14 protein-coding genes are annotated in these 20,209 nt (G+C 37.7%); 12 read left to right on the top strand and 2 right to left on the bottom strand.

What is annotated here, in order from left to right; translation table 11 throughout:
• Positions 1-118: 118 nt before the first annotated feature.
• The 7 genes from glgB (at position 119) to ung (ending at position 11,922) form a co-directional block, all read left to right on the top strand.
• Positions 119-1,945: a 1,4-alpha-glucan branching protein GlgB gene (gene glgB / locus RGT18_RS10965; protein ID WP_028077808.1), complete on the top strand. Its 1,827-nt coding sequence runs from the start codon at positions 119-121 to the stop codon at positions 1,943-1,945.
• 2 nt (positions 1,946-1,947) lie between these two features.
• Positions 1,948-4,062, top strand: a complete 2,115-nt coding sequence (pulA, locus tag RGT18_RS10960; protein ID WP_028077809.1) for a type I pullulanase — start codon at positions 1,948-1,950, stop codon at positions 4,060-4,062.
• A gap of 3 nt (positions 4,063-4,065) precedes the next feature.
• Positions 4,066-6,393 carry a preprotein translocase subunit SecA gene (gene secA / locus RGT18_RS10955; protein WP_028077810.1) on the top strand — a complete coding sequence of 776 codons (2,328 nt, stop codon included), beginning with the start codon at positions 4,066-4,068 and terminating at the stop codon, positions 6,391-6,393.
• A gap of 213 nt (positions 6,394-6,606) precedes the next feature.
• Entirely contained in the window at positions 6,607-8,592 is a 1,986-nt protein-coding gene (locus tag RGT18_RS10950; RefSeq protein ID WP_028077811.1) for an FAD-dependent oxidoreductase, read from the top strand.
• A gap of 70 nt (positions 8,593-8,662) precedes the next feature.
• A complete protein-coding gene (locus RGT18_RS10945; protein WP_028077812.1) occupies positions 8,663-9,289 on the top strand; it encodes a hypothetical protein in 627 nt (208 codons plus the stop codon).
• A 53-nt stretch (positions 9,290-9,342) separates the two neighbouring features.
• The gene (locus RGT18_RS10940; protein WP_028077813.1) at positions 9,343-11,196 is read left to right on the top strand and encodes a DUF885 domain-containing protein; all 1,854 of its coding nucleotides are present in this window, start codon (positions 9,343-9,345) and stop codon (positions 11,194-11,196) included.
• 60 nt (positions 11,197-11,256) lie between these two features.
• Positions 11,257-11,922: a uracil-DNA glycosylase gene (ung, locus tag RGT18_RS10935; RefSeq protein ID WP_028077814.1), complete on the top strand. Its 666-nt coding sequence runs from the start codon at positions 11,257-11,259 to the stop codon at positions 11,920-11,922.
• A 270-nt stretch (positions 11,923-12,192) separates the two neighbouring features.
• On the opposite strand, the gene RGT18_RS10930 is transcribed toward ung, so the two are convergent.
• A complete protein-coding gene (locus RGT18_RS10930; RefSeq protein ID WP_338176200.1) occupies positions 12,193-13,380 on the bottom strand; it encodes an IS30 family transposase in 1,188 nt (395 codons plus the stop codon).
• A 201-nt stretch (positions 13,381-13,581) separates the two neighbouring features.
• Here RGT18_RS10930 and RGT18_RS10925 point away from each other — a divergent pair, with 201 nt between their 5' ends.
• From RGT18_RS10925 to glgA, 3 genes are read left to right on the top strand one after another with little or no spacing between them, the layout of a single operon-like run.
• Entirely contained in the window at positions 13,582-14,715 is a 1,134-nt protein-coding gene (locus tag RGT18_RS10925) for a glucose-1-phosphate adenylyltransferase (RefSeq protein WP_006525892.1), read from the top strand.
• An 11-nt stretch (positions 14,716-14,726) separates the two neighbouring features.
• Positions 14,727-15,839, top strand: a complete 1,113-nt coding sequence (glgD, locus tag RGT18_RS10920) for a glucose-1-phosphate adenylyltransferase subunit GlgD (RefSeq protein WP_006525893.1) — start codon at positions 14,727-14,729, stop codon at positions 15,837-15,839.
• Between the two features lie 17 nt (positions 15,840-15,856).
• Positions 15,857-17,305: a glycogen synthase GlgA gene (gene glgA / locus RGT18_RS10915; RefSeq protein WP_028078574.1), complete on the top strand. Its 1,449-nt coding sequence runs from the start codon at positions 15,857-15,859 to the stop codon at positions 17,303-17,305.
• Between the two features lie 58 nt (positions 17,306-17,363).
• Here the strand turns inward: glgA and RGT18_RS10910 are convergent, their stop codons facing one another.
• Complete coding sequence (locus RGT18_RS10910) at positions 17,364-18,944, bottom strand: ATP-binding cassette domain-containing protein (RefSeq protein WP_028078575.1); 1,581 nt, start codon at positions 18,942-18,944, stop codon at positions 17,364-17,366.
• Positions 18,945-19,072: 128 nt separating this feature from the next.
• Between RGT18_RS10910 and RGT18_RS10905 the strand changes: the two genes are divergently transcribed.
• Positions 19,073-19,780 (top strand): HAD family hydrolase, encoded by a 708-nt coding sequence (locus RGT18_RS10905; protein WP_037404224.1) that lies wholly within the window; start codon positions 19,073-19,075, stop codon positions 19,778-19,780.
• Between the two features lie 15 nt (positions 19,781-19,795).
• Entirely contained in the window at positions 19,796-20,110 is a 315-nt protein-coding gene (locus RGT18_RS10900) for a hypothetical protein (protein WP_028078576.1), read from the top strand.
• The last annotated feature ends 99 nt before the right edge of the window (positions 20,111-20,209 follow it).

Here is a 20,209-nt window from a genome sequence, read left to right as displayed (position 1 = left end):
CAGGTTGATGTCTGCATCTTTTTTTCTATGCTAGTTTATACGTTTTTCGTTATCTATCTGTATTCATTCGATACTGGCAATGTTAAAATAAGTGTAACGTAGTTACGGAGGATCACATATGAATTTAGAACGTATCATTGAAGAGTTTCATCAGGGTCATTCCTTGAATGCATATGAGGTGTTTGGCGCCCACTTTGTGGACGGGGGAGTTCGATTCACAGTGTATGCGCCCCATGCGGAAAATGTATGGGTTGTTGGATCATTTACAAACTGGGATGAAAATCAAATCTTAATGGAAAGAATGAACTTCCAGGGTGTATGGACAATCACAGTTCCATCTTTGAATGAGTGGGAAGTTTATAAGTATAAGATTCAAACTAGAACAGGAAGTATTCTATATAAAGCAGATCCGTTTGCTTTCTATAGTGAGACAAGACCAAATACTGCGAGTAAGCTTGTTGATTTAAGCAAGTTATCTTGGACGGATGAGAAGTGGCTAAATAATCGTAGTTTAAACTTTGATAAGCCAATGAATATCTATGAGCTATATGTTGGTGGATGGAAGCGTAATGGTGAGCATCCATATTCGTATGACATGCTCGCGGATGAACTGATTCCATATATCAAGGAGAATGGTTATACACATATTGAGCTAATGCCTCTCAGTGAGTATCCATTCGATGGATCTTGGGGATATCAAGTCAGTGGTTACTATTCCTTAACAAGTCGTTATGGAAATCCACAGGAGTTTAACCGCTTTGTGAACCGTTGCCATGCGGCAGGAATTGGTGTCATTATTGACATGGTGCCTGTTCACTTCGTGAAGGATGACTTTGGGTTACGTTACTTTGATGGAGAAGCGTTATATGAATATCCAAATGAATATGACGCAAACTCTGAATGGGGTACGCTGAACTTTAACTTATGGAATGAAGAAGTACGTTCCTTCTTGATGTCATCTGCAGCGTTCTGGGTGAATATGTATCATATGGATGGTATCCGTATCGATGCGGTTTCTAACCTCATTTATTGGGCTGGCAATCGTGATAGAGGTACAAATGACGGTGCTATCTACTTTGTAAAGCGTTTGAACTATTACATGCATAAGGAATTTCCAACTGTCATGATGATTGCAGAGGATAGCTCCGATTTCCCTAATGTAACAGCACCTACGGAAAAGGATGGTCTGGGCTTTGACTATAAGTGGGATCTTGGTTGGATGAATGACACATTAAAGTATTATGGAACGGATCCTATCTATCGTTATTATGATCATCACAAGTTGACTTTCTCAATGGCTTACTTCTATAGTGAAAAGTTCTTAATGCCATTTAGCCATGATGAAAATGTACATGGTAAGCATACTGTCATCGACCGTATGTGGGGGGACTATGATGCAAAGTTTGCACAAGCGAAGAACTTATATGCATACATGTATGCTCATCCTGGCAAGAAGTTAAATTTTATGGGAAATGAACTTGGTTCTTTCCGTGAGTTTGATGAAACTCGTGAAATTGATTGGGAATTACTCCAGTATCCTAAGCACTATTCCTTCAATTTATTTATTAAAAAGTTAAATGAGTTATATCTATCACATGCATGCTTGTATGAAGCGGATTATAGCTATGATGGCTTCAAGTGGATTGATGCGGATAATAATGTACAGAGTGTATATTCCTTCTACCGTAGTAGTAAGGATGAATACCTTGTATGTGTATTGAACTTAAGTAATACAACATATGAAAGCTTTGAGTTAGAGATGCCACAAAGTGGATATTATAAGGAAATCTTGAACTCAGATAATCAAATTTATGGTGGTAATGGAATGGTCCATCCAAGAGCGATCCGAACTTCTAAGAAGACTGGAAAGAATCTCTTGAAGATGAATCTTGCGCCATTTACGGCCATTTGGTTTGTAGCGAAGAAAAACAGAGGTAAGAAATAAAGATGTCAATATTTAATGCGTATTTAGATGATTTTGGAAAGATAGCAGTAACGATTGATCGCAGTTTTTATCGGGGTGAATCAAGTCGTTTCCAATTGACGGGAATGGGCGGTTATGTCGAGGAATTGTCAATCGAAGGTGTGGAGACACACGATAGTTTTATCTTATATCGTCTAAAGGGTCTATATGAGCCTAATTTCCGTATGGATTATCAAGTGCGTGAAAGTCATGGTAGATATACTCCGTTAGTTACTAGACTCATTGTAAAGCGTGAACGCTTCAATGCTTTGTATGGTTATGAGAAGGATGATTTAGGATCACATTATTCACCAGAACATACATGGTTCAAGGTGTGGGCACCAACAGCTGTTAATGTAACACTGTCCTTGGATGTTAGTGGTATTCAGATACTAAAGGCAATGGAACCTAGTGAAATGGGTACTTGGTATGTAAAAGTGCCTGGAGACTTTAAACATGCGACATATACATATTTGGTAGAGCGCAATGGTAAGGTAGTGAAGTCATTAGACCCATATGCATATAGTTGTAATGGCAATGCAAAGGCAAGTGCAGTCATTGATTTATCTGAGTTAGATAAGATTAAGGATTATCCAATTGAGAAACCAATTGCGCCGACAGAATCTATTGTCTATGAGTGTAGTGTTCGCGATATGACAATGCATCCATTTACAGGAACAAAAACACATGGAAAGTTCAGTTCTCTATGTGAGGATGGAACTGAGTATAGGGGTCTACCTACTGGTTTAAACTATATTAAATCCTTGGGTGTAACGCATGTGCAGTTTATGCCACTAACAGACTTTAGTACAGTTGATGATTTTAAACCGGAGCTTAACTATAACTGGGGATATGATCCTCGTCAGTATCTATCTTTAAAGGGTAGTTTTAGTTCTGCTCCAGACCATCCATATGTACGCATGAAAGAATTTAAAGAGCTTGTAGCTTGTCTTCACCGCAACCATCTTCGTGTCACGCTAGATGTTGTGTTTAATCACGCATATGATGTTGCGGAAACTGCGTTTGATTGTTTGGTTCCATACTATTACTTCCGCTATAACGAAGAAGGATATATGTCTAACGGTTCTTACTGTGGTAATGATTTTGCCTCAGAGATGCCGATGGCTTCTAGATATCTTGTGTATGTTATTCGTAATTTAATGCAGATTTATGGCATTGATGGTTTCCGTTTTGACTTAATGGGTATCATTGATGTGGCAACGATGAATAAGATTCGCAATGAGGCAATCCGAAATAATCCTAATGCACTCATCTATGGGGAGGGTTGGGATATGCCAACGATGTTACAAGAATCACAAAAGGCAAACATTCATAACCAAGGTGCTATGCCTCACATCGGTCACTTTAATGATTACTTCCGTGATGTAATCAAAGGAAAGACAAGTGAAAGTGAAAAGTATGAACGTGGCTATGCGACCGGTAACTGGAACAATGCGTTTGCTAGTTTAGCAGCTTTAACAGCGAATGTTCTAGATACACCGCATTATAAGAGATTCTTCTCTCCGGATCAGTCTATCAACAGTTTTGAAACACATGATAATAGCACTGTATGGGATAAGATGCATGCATGCTGTAATAATGAAGATAGAGCCACTCGTATTCGTCGCCAAAAAATGATGATTGCGATTACAATGGTTGCGCAAGGTGTACCATTTGTACATGCCGGTTTTGAATTCTGTGATACAAAGAAGGATAATCATAACTCCTACAATGCTCCAGATGAAATCAATCGTATGGATTGGGAAAGAATGGAATATTATCAAGAAGTTGTGAAGTATTTCCGTAAAGCAACCGCTCTACGCAGATCGGTAAGTGAATTCTGTCTGAAAACTGCGTTAGAAATCAATGAAAAAGTGAAGGTTTGGGTTGCGGATGACCAGACGGTGTTCTATGATATTGCAGGTTCGAAGGGTAATGCGGAAACGATTCGTGTCATGATTAATCCATCAACTGGTAATCGCTTCTATAGTTTTGATGAGAAGTGGCAGGTTATTTTTGATGAAAATGGGAATAGCCAAGAGATTAAATCAAATCACGTATGTGTTCCAGCATTAAGCTTAATCGTATGCAAGAGGTAGAAGATGGGATTATTTGGAAATCTATTCGATAGTGAAAAAAGACACTTTCATCAAGCTGAAGTACTCGCAGATAAAGTTTTGAAATTAGAAGAAGCTTATGCGCAGAAAACAGATGATGAGTTACGCGAAGTAACAAAACAACTACAAGAAAAAATACAGGCAGGAGCATCTTTAAAGGATGTACTGCCTGATGCTTTTGCGAATGCTCGTGAAGCCGCAAAGCGTGTATTAAATGAGTTTCCATATCGTGTTCAGGTATTGGGTGGTATCCTCTTACATGAAGGTGATATTGCGGAGATGAAGACTGGTGAAGGTAAGACATTGACAGCGGTTATGCCAATCTACCTACATGCCCTAGCAGGTAAGGGTGCACATGTTGTGACTGTCAATGAGTATCTCGCAAAGCGTGATGCGGAGTGGATGGGACGTGTATATACTTTCCTTGGCCTAACGGTAGGCTGTAATTTACATTCCCTTTCAGAAAGTGAGAAACGACAAGCGTATGCTTGTGATATTACCTATACAACAAACTCAGAACTTGGATTTGATTATCTAAGAGATAACATGGTCATGCGTAAGGAACAGCGTGTATTACGTGGTTTACATTATGCAGTATTGGATGAAGTTGACTCTATCTTAATCGATGAAGCCAGAACACCATTGATTATCAGTGGTCCAGGTCCAGTATTAGACCAGCAGTATATTCAGGCTGATCGTTTTGCGAAGAGTTGTAAGAGAGCTGTGGACTTCGAAATCGACCGTGAAGACCGTACAGTTGTATTAACGGAAGCTGGTTTAAAGAAAGCTGACCGTGCTTTCGGTATTGAAAACATCTACAATGGTGAACATGCAAGCATAGTTCACTATATTCAAAATGCAATGCGTGCTAACTATCTTATGACTAGAGACGTTGAGTATGTGGTTGGTGACGATGAAATTATTCTCGTTGACCAATTTACTGGTCGAAAGATGGCTGGACGTGAATTCAGCGATGGATTACATCAAGCAATTCAAGCCAAAGAAAATGTTGGTATCAAACAAGAGACAATCACACTTGCGACCATTACCTACCAGAACTTCTTCCGTTTATATGATCTGTTAAGTGGTATGACTGGTACAGCAAAGACAGAAGAAAACGAGTTCTTGAATACCTATAACATGCGTGTGTATGAGGTACCTACCAATAGACCAGTAGCGCGTATTGATGAACCTGACTTAGTATTCAAAGATAGACATGAAAAGTATGAAGCTATCGTTAAACATACAAAAGAATTGCATGAACAGGGACAGCCAGTCTTAATCGGTACATTATCTATTGGTATCAATGAGGCACTTAGCGAAATGTTAAAGAAACAGAATATTCCGCATCATGTATTGAATGCAAAAAATGATGAAAATGAAGCTGAGATTATTGCGAAGGCTGGGCAGAAGTTTGCGGTAACGGTTGCGACGAATATGGCTGGTCGTGGTACAGATATTAAGCTTGGGGAAGGTGTTGCAGAGCTTGGTGGTCTTGTAGTGCTTGGTAGTGAGCGTCATGAGGCAAAGCGTATTGATAATCAGTTACGTGGACGTTCAGGTCGTCAAGGTGATCCAGGCTTCTCCAGATTCTATTGTTCCATGGATGATGATCTGATTGTGGAATATCATACAGATGAAAGTGAAGGTATCATTGAGCGCTTTGAACATGATAAAGAAAATATCAATAAGATGAGAGCACTCATTGATCGCACGCAAGAAAGAGCAGAAGGCTTACATTTTGATACACGTAAAAATACACTTGAATATGACGATGTATTAATGGCACAACGTCATTTGATCTATGACCAAAGAGATAAGGTACTTGATCTTGAGGATATGGAACCGCTTGTTTATGAACTCGTGAAAGAGAATGTATCTTCTGCAATGGAAGGATATTATCAGATTCCTAACAAGAATGATGCAAAAGAGAAGCTTGCACAATATTTAAACGGTTTAGGAATTGATGGTAAGCAGTATGCGGAGACAATCCACAGAGGATCGCAAGAAGAAATTACGGATGCAATCATTGATATATACCATAAACAAACTGCAGAGCTTCCACAAGAAGAACTGCAGAGTATGGTAAAGTTCATCTTCTTACAGATTCTAGATCGTGAGTGGATTCACCATGTGGATGTTATGGAACATTTAAAGACTAGTGTTCGTTTACGCAGTTATGCGAATGTAAAGCCAATCGATGCATATCGAGAAGAAGGCTTTAATCGCTTCAATGCAATGATGCAGAACATCTCTGAACAGACAGTTTCTACATTGTTACAGATTCAGACAAATCATGAATCAGCCATGTAAGCATGATGGAAACCGGGGTGCTAATCAAACAGTATTCCGGTTTTTTTGTATGCATGATACATCAAAATGATATGTTTTTCAGAAATAAAGCTTGCGTAAAATTGAAAGAAATTACAAGTATAGATATAAATCATAAAAATAACATTGTTAGGGGGGTACTATTTAGTGAAAAAATGGGCTATCATGAATTTAACACATGGAGGGAACATAATAATGAAAAGACTGAGTATCTCTTTAGTTACTCTTGTTTTAGCCGCATCACTTGTAGGCTGTAACAAGACAACTGAGACAACAACGTCCAGTAAAATGAAGCCTGGTACATATACGGCTTCTGCTGCTGGTATGAACGACGATGTTACTGTAGAAGTAGAAGTAACAGAAAATGAAATTAAGTCAGTTAAGGTAACTTCTCACGCTGAAACTCCTGGTATCGGTGGGGAACTAGTTGACAAGGACGGAAAGGTTGTTACAACTGGGGGCGTAGCACCTGTTCAATTAATTCCAGAAGAAATCGTTAAGCATCAAAGCTTATCAGTTGATAGTGTGACTGGTGCAACAATTACAACAGGAGCTATTAAGACTGCTGTTAAGGATGCTATCAAACAAGCAGGTGGTGATCCAGATGCATTTAAGAAAGAAGTAACTTACGAAGATAGAAAAGACGTTGAAGCTGACGTTGTTGTAGTAGGTGGCGGTGGAGCTGGTCTTGCGAGTGCTGTTGAACTCTTGCAGAATGGTAAGAACGTAGCAATTATCGAAAAAGCTGGTGAAATCGGTGGTGATACATTAGTTTGTGGTGCGATTTATAATGCACCAGACCCAGCATTACAGCAGCACGCTGAGATGAGTGATGCTGTTAAGACTACAATTGAAAAGGCTTTAGCTGAAACTCCAATCAATGACCAACATGCAGCATTAATTGCTGAAGTGCAAGCTCAATGGGATGCATATAAGGCTGCTGGTAGAACAGACCTATTTGACTCTAAAGATTGGTATGCATTACAGACTTGGATCAATGGTGATAAGGTAGCCAATCTCGATCTTGTTAAAGCATTATGCTATAACGCATTTGGTGGCTATGAATGGATTGAATCTATGGGTATGACATTCCAAGATAAGATTTCTCAGGGTGCTGGTTCCTTATGGCAACGTACACACACATCTACAATGAAGATGGGTACAGGCTTTATTTCCGTATACGCTGATATGCTTGAAAAGTATGGTGATAAGGTTACATTATTAACAGAAGCTACAGCTACAAAGCTTGTACTTGATAATAATAAAGTTACAGCAGTTAAGGCTATAGATAACCATACAGGCAAAGAAATTACAGTTACTGGTAAAGACGGTGTCGTATTAGCTACTGGTGGTTTCGGTGCTAACGCTAAGATGGTTCAAGAATACAATACAACAGGTAAGTGGCCGGATCTTTCTAAGATAGGTACAACAAACCGTTTCTCAGCATCACAGGGTGATGGTATCACAATGGCTAAGGATGCTGGTGCTTCCTTAACGGATATGGAACAATTACAGCTTCTATATTTAGGTAACTTAGTTGATGGTCAGATTTCTAAGTTCCCAGCACGTACAGTTAACGGTACAGACCAAATTATCTTCATCAATAAAGAAGGTAAGCGTTTTGTTCGTGAAGATGGTCGTCGTGATCAGATTTGCGGAGGCGTTCTAAAGCAAACCGATAAGATGTTCTATATTCTTGAAAGTGGCGATGGTGCTGGTTATAAAGATATTAAAGATCCATCATGGAGAAGTGGTGACGGATTTACATTTGAATATCTAGAAAAGAATGGTTTCATTGTTTACGCGGATACATTAGAAGAACTCGCTAAGAAGTTAGACATGGATCCTGCAACATTACAGGCAACTGTAGATGAATTCAATAAGAGCGTTGAAAGCGGAAGTGATGAATTCGGAAGAACTCTATACTCCACTAAACTTGAGAATGGACCATGGGTTGTGACTCCTCGTCAGGCTTGCGTTCACCATACAATGGGTGGTGTAACAATTGATGCAGAAGCACGTGTACTCAATGAAAAGGGAGAACCAATCAAGGGCTTATACGCTGCTGGTGAAATTACTGGTGGTATCCATGGTGCTAACCGTTTAGGTGGTAACGCTGTAGTAGATACAGTCGTATTTGGTAAGCTATCTGCTGATACATTACTAGCTGATACAAAATAAAACTATCATTAAGTATGAAAGGTTGGGTCTGAGTAAAATCAGACCTTTCTTATACAGGGGGGGTGAAAGTATGCAGAAGTTAATGAAAACTTTATTTACTAGTGCAATGCTATTTGTCGCGGGTTGTACGCCACTGATTGATAGAGGAGTAAAAAAACCTGTCATTTATTTTTATCCTCAAGAGACAACAGAAGTGGATATAAAACTTACTCTTGATGGTGAGTTTATTGCAACATATCCAAAATATAATGATGGATGGAAAATTGTTGCTGAACCCGATGGGACATTGCGTTCCTTAGATGGAACAAAGTCATATTATTGTCTGTTTTGGGAGGGGACTCTAAGCTATAAGCCGGATTTTTCAACTGGATTTGTTGTAAAAGGATCTGAAACAGAAGTGTTCTTGGAAGATGCACTTGCAAAATTAGGTCTCAATGAACGTGAAAGAAATGAATTTATAATCTATTGGTTGCCTCAGATGCAGAACAATGCATACAATCTAATATCTTTTCAAAGTCAAAATTATACTGACCATGCACTATTGGATATTACGCCAAAACCTGATACAGTCATTCGTGTTATGATGGCATGGAGAGCATTAAAAGAATCTATTGATATCGAGCCGCAAGAATTAGATGGTTTAGAGCGCAAAGGTTTTACAGTAGTTGAGTGGGGAGGGGCAGAGTATACATCGTAATATTTCTCAAAAATACTACTTCTGTTATACTTAGAACCAAGGAGAATGAATAGATGAAAATAAGAAAGTTTTTACTTGGCTTAATTGCTATGGCGCTTCTTTGTGTAATTTCACCTGTACATGCAGAAGAAACAAATGCTGATTTTGATCAGTTTATGCGAAATGAGTTCATCGAAATGATGGGAAATGATTATACATCATTACATTTTGCATTAAAGGATTATGAAAAATATGGTATTACAAAACCAAAGCCAACGATTGGTGAACCTCCAACTTTAGATAACTCAGAGAGTATCGCAAAGATTGAGGAGTCTTTAAAGGCATTGGAGAAGTTCAATTATGATGAGTTGTCAGATGCACAACAACATGATTACGATACATATAAGTATTACCTAGAAAGTACTCGTGAACTCTTGAACTACCCAATGTTTGATTTTCAGTTCTTGCCAAACCATGGTATTCAAAGTGATTTAATTACAAACTTTACGGAGTTTGTGTTCTACAAGCAGGAAGATATCGATGATTATCTATCTGTATTAGAGAGTGTTCCAGCATATATTGAAGGTGCACTAGAAGTAACACGTACACAGGTACAGAATGGATACTTCATGACAGATGCTGCTTTAGATAGCACACTAGATGGTATTGAAAAGTTTGTTGCGAAGACAGACAACAACCCACTCATTCAGATTTTTAATCAGAATGTAGATAAGTTTGAAGGCTTGACAGAGGAACAGCGTACAGCATATAAAGAAAAGAATCGTGACTTTATTTTAAACACATACATTCCTGAATATCAGAAGCTTGCGCAGGAACTTGAAACATTCCGTGGTACACGTACATCTTTAAGCTTGTATGACTTACCAGATGGGAAAGAATATTACGCAGCATTATTACGTTCAAAGTCAAGTTCATCCGCTTCTTTACAAGAATTATTTGAATTAACAGATGAACAGCTAAAGAAGTTAATTGATGAAGCCAGAACTTTGTATTTGAACGCTAAGAAGGATGATGACTTAGAAGAAGCATTACCAGAAAAAGATCCTACAGAGATTCTAAATACATTACAAGGACATTTACAGGAATTTCCTGAAGGTCCTGAAGTAACATTTACAGCAAGCTACTTAGATAGTTCTGTTGCCAATGATGGTATTGTTGCGTATTACATGCAGCCACCAATCGATGATATCGTAAACAACGTTATTAAGATTAGCGGCGATAATGTAAATTCAACAAATGAAATGTATAGTACTTTAGCACATGAAGGTTTCCCTGGACACTTATTCCAGATTACTTGGTACTTGAATACAAATCCAAATCCATTACGTACACAGCTCAGCAATATCGGTTATATAGAAGGCTGGGCAATGTATTGTGAAGATGTTTCTTGGGCATATTCTGACTTAAATGATGGTGCCAAGGAAGAAAACCGTATCAATACAAACTTAAACTACATCTTGCCTGCACAGGCTGATTTCTTAGTAAATGGTATGGGTTGGGATGAGAAGAAGTTAGGAAAATACTATGAATCACTAGGATTGAATGCTTCCGCAGCTTCAAATGTAATTGCGGCTGTAACACAAGAACCGGGTTCTATCGTACCTTATGGTGTTGGTCTAACATACTATCTTCACTTCCGTGATCAGGCACAGTCCGCACTGGGAAAGAAGTATGATGTAGTAGAATTCAACCGTATGTTATTAACACATGGTGATCGTCCATTCGATATCGTGCAAAAGGACTTAGAGAAGTATCTTGAAGCTAGTGGTGCAAGTGTTACAACTTCTACTTCTAACAAGCCATTTATCAATCTAGGTAAGATTGGTCTTTGGGTATCGTTAGCAGCTACAGTGTTAATTTTAGTTGTTGTTTTCATTCGTAAGAAAAAAGAAAATAACTATCAATAAAATAGTAAAAAATCATACCGAAGTGGTATGATTTTTTATATAAGAGGAGCAAGTACTGGAATGGATAATCAATGGACAGAATGGTTGCATCAAGAATGGAAAAAAGAATATTTCTTGAAGCTATCGGAATTTTTGAAGAATGCCTATGAGACAAAGGAGATATATCCGCCAAAGAGGCAGGTTTTCTCCGCATTTCATCACTGTGATTATTCAGATATCAAGGTAGTTATTCTTGGTCAAGATCCATATCATCAAAAAGGGCAGGCACATGGTTTGTGTTTCTCGGTTAACCCTGGGGTTAAGATACCACCAAGCCTTTTGAATATGTACAAGGAATTACAAGCAGAATATGGCTATCCAATTCCAAATAATGGTTATCTTGTGCCGTGGGCAAAGCAGGGTGTATTCCTGCTGAATACGGTGATGACAGTAGAAGATTCTCATCCGCAGAGTCATGCTGGCATGGGATGGGAAATATTTACTGATCATGTGATTCAAAAAATCAATGAAAAGAAGGAATCGGTGGTCTTCCTGTTGTGGGGAAGAGCAGCTAGAAATAAAGCATGCATGATTGATAAAACGAAGCATCTTATTTTAGAGGCAGCACATCCATCACCCTTGTCTGCATACAATGGATTTTTGGGCTGTAATCACTTCAAAAAAGCAAATGAATTTCTAGAGAAAAACAATCGTGAGGGGATTGATTGGCAGATCAAAAATATTTGAGATTTTCATCAAAAATTGAATAAAAGCGAGATATTGCTTAAGTTTCAAAGTAAATGCAACACGATAAGCAAAGGCAACAGATAATGAACTAATGTAGTCATTATCAGATGATTTTTTAATCTATAATGACTCTTTTTAATGGTAATATGGTATCTTCTATGTAGGGATACTTGCTTTTTGGGCGCAATGAAAACAACTGAAGGGTTTAGGTGTCAACTAAACGCAACAGTTCAGTTTGTGTAAGTCGAGTATCCGTTGGACTTCGGGGACCTATTGAATTAGGTCTAGGCTTAGATTGACTTCATCTGGATCGATTGGTGTTAATCCAAGCTTTTTTATTGTTTTGAGTTCTGCTCTAGTGAGACATTCAAATGGTGAACGACCATCCAATGAGTCACGCTTGACGGAATTGATATGGCTCATCATTAGATTTACCTTTTCTTGTGTAAGGTCGTTAAAGGAAGTTCCTTGGGGCAGATATTTTCGAATATATTCATGATTCTTTTCAATACGCCCCTTTTGTTGGGAAGCACGGGAATCACAATAAAATATACGACAGCGCTGTACGTTGCGTGTACCATGTTCCAAGGAAATGGGGTCCTTGAATTCAGGACCGTTGTCCGTAAGCACTACACGGAACATAGTAGCGAACCTTGCAAAGCCGATTTTCCTTTGGATGTAGTCGAATACTTCTGTTACAGAAGCTTGTGTATTTCTATTCCTTAGGAAGGCAAACATAAATTTACTCTTACGTAATAGTAGGGTTAGAAGTACCTTTTCGCCGACACCTTTCTTACCGATGACGGAATCCATCTCAGCGATATTAGCTTTCGGATGTTGGGCAATGAATTCCTGAAAGGCAGTATAATCGCGTCCCACACGGCACGATTGATTGTCTATCATTGTGTTATCGCCACGTTTGATATTCTTTTTGAGGAGCGGATAGCGAACTCGCTTGGGAAGATCTATATTGCGGGTGGTGAGTTTATTGTCATTGACATAGCGGTAAAAAGTAGAACGGGATATTCCCATCTGTTCACCATGAGTGGAGAATACGTGAGCGACAGTTTGCCTTTGGTCACGAATCAAAGGTGTGACGAGATTATCGAGAAATCTCAGACCTTTTTCCCCAGTACGGATCTTCTCTCTAGACAGATGAAGAGTAGATTCATAAGCACTATGTGCCTGTGCAGGGATGTAGCGATACTTTCTCTTTTTGCATGCAGAGAAACGAGGACAGCCATTGCATATCCAAGGGGCCTTCATGATACGGCTGCAGGTAGGAGCGAGATGATGAAAGACAGAGTATTCATCAAGGATCCTATGCTTTTCAAGTTCTCTGGAAACAGTAGAAGCGGAGGCATTCAAAGCGGTAGCTATCATGCGCATGGAATGATTTTGTTTGACATGTATAAGGATATTAATACGGTCTTCGAGTGTGAAATGTTTACCTGACATAAATGTTTTCTCCTGGTATCTAAAATAGGAGTCCAACGGATACACAGGAATAAAGATAACATGTCACATGTTAACGCAACAGAGTGTTGCGTTTATGTTGAAACTTAACTAAAGCGAGATATTTTGCATATGGTAATGTTCTGATTATCAATATTAGTTTATAATGTAAGCGTATCCATAGTTTTGATTAAGGAGGATGTTATGAGATCTAATGCAATGGTTGCGATGATTCTTGCGGGTGGCCGCGGAAGCCGTCTGCACGACTTAACGAAGAAGGTCGCAAAGCCTGCAGTGCATTTTGGAGGAAAGTATAGAATTATCGATTTTCCACTAAGTAATTGTGCAAATTCAGGTATTAACACAGTAGGCGTATTAACACAATATGAATCCGTTTTATTAAATGCTTATGTCGCAAAGGACCAGTTCTGGGGTCTAGATACAAATGATGGTGGTGTATTCGTACTTCCACCACGTGAAAGAGATCAGACAGGTTTTGAAGTGTATCGTGGAACAGCAGATGCGATCACACAGAATATTGACTTTTTAGATAGTATTGAACCAGAATATGTACTCATTTTATCTGGCGACCATATCTATAAGATGAACTATGAAAAGATGTTAAAGCATCATATCGCAAAGGGTGCTGATGCGACAATCGCCGTATTACAGGTTCCAATGAAGGAAGCTTCAAGATTCGGTATCATGAATTGTGATAAGAATGACATGATTCAGGAATTCGAAGAGAAGCCTGCACATCCAAAGAGTAATTTAGCTTCAATGGGCATTTATATCTTTACATATAAGACATTACGTAAGTACTTACTTGAAGATGATAAGAATGAACAGTCCTCACATGATTTTGGCAAGGATATCATCCCTGCATATCTAGATGATAATAAAGTTCTAACGGCATACCGCTTTAAGGGATACTGGAAGGATGTTGGAACAATTGATTCACTGTGGGAGTCCAATATGGATCTATTGAAGAATAACAACGCTTTAAACTTAGGCGATCCTGATTGGAAGATCTATACAGAAGATATCAACGCACTACCACAGTTTATCGGTGAAAATGCGGTTGTACGTAATAGTTACATTACGCAGGGTAGCGTGGTGTTAGGTAAAGTCAACAATTCAGTATTAGGTACAAACTCCTTTATTGATGAAGGTGCTGATGTACAGGATTCTGTTATCTTAACAGGCGCTAAGATTGGTTCAGGCGCAAAGATTACACGTTGTATCGTTGCGGATAATGTAGAGATTGGTTCAGGCGTTGTATTAGGTTCAGCGGATAGTGATCATATTGAATTGATTGCTAAGAATGTTACGGAGTAGGAGGAGAAATCATGAAAGCTTTGGGTATTATTTCATTTGAAGACAGTTCCGTTAATATTGAGGGACTTGGTGATTTCCGACCTGTTCCGGCAACAGCGTTTATGGGAAGATATCGTATTATTGACTTTATTCTCAGTAACATGACAAATTCAGGTATTGATAGCGTTCAGGTTTATTGCAAAGAAAAGCCACGCAATCTTATCGAGCACTTAGGAGATGGACGTCATTACAACATCAACTCTAAGCGTGGTAAATTACGTATCTTATTTGGTGAAAAGACATTCTCATCACCTGTATATAATCACGATATTGCAAACTATATCTTGAATATGCAGTACATTGAGAAGGATAAGAATCCATATGTTGTAATCGCACCAAGTTATTTCATCTATGATATCGACTTTAGTGAAGTATTAGATGCACATATCGAAAGTGGTGCAGATATTACAGCACTCTATACAAATACATCAGATGCTAAAACAGCATTCCACGAATGTGATACATTTACAATGGATAAGGATAAGAGAGTTCTTTCCATTGATAAGAATCGTGGTAAATATAAGACACGTTCTGTTTCCTTAGAAGCATATGTGATGAGAAAGGACTTGTTTATTACATTAGTAAAGACAGGTGCGGAGATTTCCTCACTATACTGGTTCAAGGATGTATTACGTGAAGTTGTAAATGAAGTAGATATCCGTGGATATGCAGTGAAGGGATTTGTTGCATGTATCAATAATCAAAATGAATACTACCGTATCAACATGTTGTTGAAGGATTACAAGGTTGCCTTTAACTTATTCAAGTCAAATTGGCCAATCTATACGCATACAAATAATTCTAGCCCATCCATATTTGGAGAAGATTCGGATGTTACTGCTAGTGTTGTTGCGAATGGTTGTGAAGTGGAAGGTACAGTCAAGAATTCCATCATCAGCAGAAATGTTAAGGTTGGTAAGGATGCTGTGATTGAGAATAGTATTGTCTTACCGGGGGCAATCATTGGTGAGGGTGTTCACCTTGACCATGTCATTGTTGATAAGTATGCAACAATCCATAAAGTAAAAGAACTTGTTGGAACAGAAGATAGTCTTATTTACGTAAAGCGTAGAGATTGCATCTAGAAAGCGAGGAGTATTCAATGAGTAGATCTGTATTGTTTGTGGCAGGAGAGGGCTTACCATTTATCAAAACGGGAGGTTTAGCAGATGTTATTGGTAGTTTACCAAGAACATTAGCAAAGCGTGGACATGATGTACGTGTTGCCTTGCCTTTATACAAAAAAATTATTGAGAAACATTACGATAAGCTAGAAAGACTTGGCACAATCCAAGTTCGTTCTGGATGGATTGACCAACCAGCAACTTTCTATCGTTGTGATGTAGATGGGGTTGTATATTACTTTGTTGAACATCAAGGATATTTCGAAAGAGATGGTTTATATGGCTATGAGGATGATGGCGAAAGATTTGCTTTCTTCCAACGTGCTGTATTAGATATGATTTATTTCATTAACTGGTGGCCGAATATCATTCATGAAAATGACTGGCAGACGGGTATGATGCCATTAATTGCGCATGCATGTTATGCGGATGACTATCGTTATCAACAAATCAAGCATGTCTACACAATTCACAACATGGCATTCCAAGGTAACTTTGGCGTTGAAATGATGGAGAGTTGTCTGGGACTGGATTACAGTTATTTCGATAATGGTTCCATCAAGTTTGATACAGGTATCAGTTTTATGAAGGCTGCGATTGTATATGCAGACAAGATTACAACAGTATCTCCAACATACGCTGAAGAGATTTTGACACAAACCTATGGCGAACGTATGGATTCTGTACTACGCTACCGTCGTGGAGACCTTTGGGGTATCGTAAATGGTATTGATACTGTAGATTGGAATCCAAAGACGGATAAGCATCTTGCAAAGAACTTTGATATTAGAAACTATGTTTCTGGCAAGAAGGAGAACAAGAAGGCTCTACAGGAAACACTTGGCTTAGAAGTGAAGAGTGATGTTGCACTTATCGGTATCGTATCTCGACTAACAGAACAAAAGGGAATGTATATGATCACAGAGAAGTTACGTGAGATTATGGATCAAAATGTTCAATTTGTTATTCTTGGTACAGGTGAAGCAAATGCAGAGAATGCATTTAAGTGGTTAGAGTCTGAATATAAAGGTAGAGCAGTATACTACTGTGGCTATAACGAAGATCTTGCACACCTTATCTATGCGGGTTGTGATATGTTCTTCATGCCTTCCATCTATGAACCATGTGGAATTGGTCAGTTAATTGCCATGCATTATGGCACACTTCCAATCGTACGTGAAACAGGTGGTCTAAAGGATACGGTTCATCCATATAATCAATATACAGGTGAAGGTAATGGCTTTAGTTTTTGGGCCGCGAATCCAAATGACATGATGTACACACTACGTTATGCATTGGAACAGTATTACAACAATAAGACCGGATGGAAGGGCTTAGTGAAGAGTGCAATGAATACTGATGTAAGCTGGGAACAAAGTGCGAATCAGTATGAACAGTTGTATTACTCAATTTGTAACTGGGACTAGGTATTTACTTATATACAAAATCGTAGAGGCAGGATTTAGAACCTGCCTCTTTACTGTCTTAGAATGATATCGTTTTATTATAATTCAGTAGACTTGTGTCATTATGCTGGATTACAAGAATTATCTTATCTTGGTTAGATGCTAGATCATTTAAGTGCGAATAGAATTTATCTTTTGTTTCTGCATCTAGTTCAGCATCCACTTCATCTATCAAAATTAAAGATACTTTATCTTCTAAGGACATTAATTTTGACAGTAATACTTTTTTCTTCTCACCACCGGAAAGTTCGCTTTCATTAATGTGATGTAGATTGGACATTTGCAATCTAGAGATAATTTGATCTACTGTATCGGGTTTGACGGTAGAATGTGAAATTTCCTCTAAGTATTTTTTGATTGATGTATTCAATACGGGCTCATGTTGGCTGATATAAGCGATACTATCGTAATAAGAAGACATACTATAAGAATCAAGTTTTTCATTGTTAATCAATACTTCTCCTAATGTAGGAGAGTATTGATTAAGTAGAATTCGAAACAGGGTTGTTTTACCAACACCATTAGTTCCCTTGACTAGTGCGAAATCTCCTTTCATTAATTGAAGAGAAAAGTGATCAAGAATATTTTTTGACTTATTTGGATACGAAAATGAAATATCTTTTAATTCAATTGCAGTAATATCAGTAATAAGTTTATCTCCCTTGTGTACTGGAAGATTTCGGATTTCTGAAATATTGGTAAAGCATACTTTGTTTCTATTAATTTGCTGGAATAGCAGTTCCATTCTTTGGCCTTGTGACATTAGGAAGTTAAATAGAATAATATAGAACGCTAGATTTGGTAATGAGTTTTGGTAAACGGGTAGTGACAGAAACATTGATAAAATAAATTGCATCAATGAATTATAGTTTTGCGTGAATGTACTGAAGAAATAAATCTTCTTGTCTTCTTTTACGGAAGAAGATATGAAATTGGTTATTTTAGTTTGAGTAAGGTTTACAAAGTAGGATAATAGATTATTTGTTTTTATGTATTCAACTTTATCAGTATATTCATGTAGGGTGTTATAGTATTCTTTTAATTTTTGGTTTGTAGATGTTGATGATTCTACAATGATTTTTCTAGAGATATACGAAATCATAATTCCTACAATGATGGAGAAGAGTAGAAATAAGGATATAAAAAGATCAATGGTAATAGATAAAATTAGAAGCAAAATGATAAGCATAACAGAGCAAAGCAATGATGGAATAAAATTCCCTACAACGCGGAAAATATTCAGAATATCATTGTACAAAGCATGACTAATTTTTGATGAATCAACATTTTCAAATTTTGTGTTATAAATCGACGTTTGACATTGATGGACCAAATAGGCAATATACTCTCCACCAAATTTATCTAAAGAGATTGACCATAAAACATTGATGAATGAAGTGAATACTAACAATAGACATAAAATAATTAAGTATTTAATTATCTCGGTTGAGCTTGTGGAGATATGATTTAAAATGAGTCTAAAGTAGATGATGGTTGCTAGATTTGCAAGGGATACTAGCACTGTCATTAGAAAAGATTTGCAGAATGACAATTTGAACTTCTCTGTGGCTTCTATAAAATGTGAAACAATTATCTTCATAAAGTAACCTCTCCATTAGCAAATATAGAATATGATTTAAGAACATTGTATCATTGAAAGTGATAAGATTTTCTTATTATTTATGCACTGACTTTTAACATTGTGTAAGAAGAAGTGGAGATATCTATATGAAGAAAGCAATACTCTTTGATCTAGATGGTACATTACTACCAATGGATCAGGATATATTTATACAGACGTATTTTGGACTAATAGCTAAGAGGATGGCTAGGCTTGGGTATAAGCCGGAGGAGTTGATTCATACAATTTGGAAGGGTATTAGTGCAGTCATTAAAAATGATGGAGCGCTAACAAACGAAGATGTGTTCTGGAAGTGCTTTTCTGAAGTGTATGGTGATGAGCAGACAAAGAATGACCGTACGAAATTTGACGATTTCTATCGTGAAGATTTCCCTAAGGTACAGAATACTTGCGGTTTTCAACCGTTTGCCAAAGAAATGATTCAATATGCAAAGCAGCAGGGATATAGAGTTGTGCTTGCAACGAATCCTTTGTTTCCTAGAATTGCAACAGAGGAAAGAATTCGTTGGACAGGGCTAATGCCAAGTGATTTTGAGCTGGTTACTACTTATGAAAATAGTCATGCATGCAAGCCTAATCTTTTATATTATCAAGAGATACTAGATACTTTAGGTTTAGAGGCTAGTGAATGCTTGATGGTTAGTAATGATGTTGGTGAAGATGGTGTGGTGAAGCAATTAGGTATGGATATCTTTTATATCACGGACTGTTTGATCAATCCGAATGGGATTGACATTGAGCATGAATTACATGGAAATTTTGAGGATTTGAAGGAGTATATTCGAAGGGCTTAATCGGAGGTATGATTCATGTTGAAAAGTAGAGTGACCATGATTGTTCTATTGGTTATTTGGTATATTGTGTTTCCTTTTATGCTAGTGGATACTGGATCAGCAATCTATCTACTACTTTTGATCAATCCGATTCTTTCTATTGTCAGTGGACTAATTTATGGAAAGCTGCAAGGCTTTGATTGGTTGATTTTGTGGTTTGTTGCGTTTTTGTTTATTCCAGTTATTTATTTCCGCATGGATGGGCAGTGGGACTGTATGATTTATCCGGGAATTTATAGCATTTTGATGGGTCTTGGAATGGTAGTTGGTAAGATATTTCAAAAGAAATAAGTAGTCTAGTCAGAAGGATTGATTAGACCACTTGTTATTTTTTACACAAAATAATTTTGATACAATTTTTGGAAACGCTTACTTCTTAAAAATCTTTGA

The sequence above is a fragment of the Solobacterium moorei genome (assembly GCF_036323475.1).
In the GTDB taxonomy this organism is placed as follows: Bacteria; Bacillota_I; Bacilli_A; order Erysipelotrichales; family Erysipelotrichaceae; genus Bulleidia; species Bulleidia moorei.
This window is presented reverse-complemented; position numbering and strand designations above follow the sequence as displayed.

Bases quoted from the DNA above. Each gene is read 5' to 3' on its own strand.
- RGT18_RS10930 (WP_338176200.1), bottom strand. From the start codon at position 13,380: ATGTCAGGTAAACATTTCACACTCGAAGACCGTATTAATATCCTTATA.
- secA (WP_028077810.1), top strand. From the start codon at position 4,066: ATGGGATTATTTGGAAATCTATTCGATAGTGAAAAAAGACACTTTCAT.
- RGT18_RS10925 (WP_006525892.1), top strand. From the start codon at position 13,582: ATGAGATCTAATGCAATGGTTGCGATGATTCTTGCGGGTGGCCGCGGA.
- RGT18_RS10900 (WP_028078576.1), top strand. From the start codon at position 19,796: ATGTTGAAAAGTAGAGTGACCATGATTGTTCTATTGGTTATTTGGTAT.
- glgA (WP_028078574.1), top strand. From the start codon at position 15,857: ATGAGTAGATCTGTATTGTTTGTGGCAGGAGAGGGCTTACCATTTATC.
- RGT18_RS10950 (WP_028077811.1), top strand. From the start codon at position 6,607: ATGAAAAGACTGAGTATCTCTTTAGTTACTCTTGTTTTAGCCGCATCA.
- RGT18_RS10945 (WP_028077812.1), top strand. From the start codon at position 8,663: ATGCAGAAGTTAATGAAAACTTTATTTACTAGTGCAATGCTATTTGTC.
- pulA (WP_028077809.1), top strand. From the start codon at position 1,948: ATGTCAATATTTAATGCGTATTTAGATGATTTTGGAAAGATAGCAGTA.
- ung (WP_028077814.1), top strand. From the start codon at position 11,257: ATGGATAATCAATGGACAGAATGGTTGCATCAAGAATGGAAAAAAGAA.
- glgB (WP_028077808.1), top strand. From the start codon at position 119: ATGAATTTAGAACGTATCATTGAAGAGTTTCATCAGGGTCATTCCTTG.
- RGT18_RS10910 (WP_028078575.1), bottom strand. From the start codon at position 18,944: ATGAAGATAATTGTTTCACATTTTATAGAAGCCACAGAGAAGTTCAAA.
- glgD (WP_006525893.1), top strand. From the start codon at position 14,727: ATGAAAGCTTTGGGTATTATTTCATTTGAAGACAGTTCCGTTAATATT.
- RGT18_RS10940 (WP_028077813.1), top strand. From the start codon at position 9,343: ATGAAAATAAGAAAGTTTTTACTTGGCTTAATTGCTATGGCGCTTCTT.
- RGT18_RS10905 (WP_037404224.1), top strand. From the start codon at position 19,073: ATGAAGAAAGCAATACTCTTTGATCTAGATGGTACATTACTACCAATG.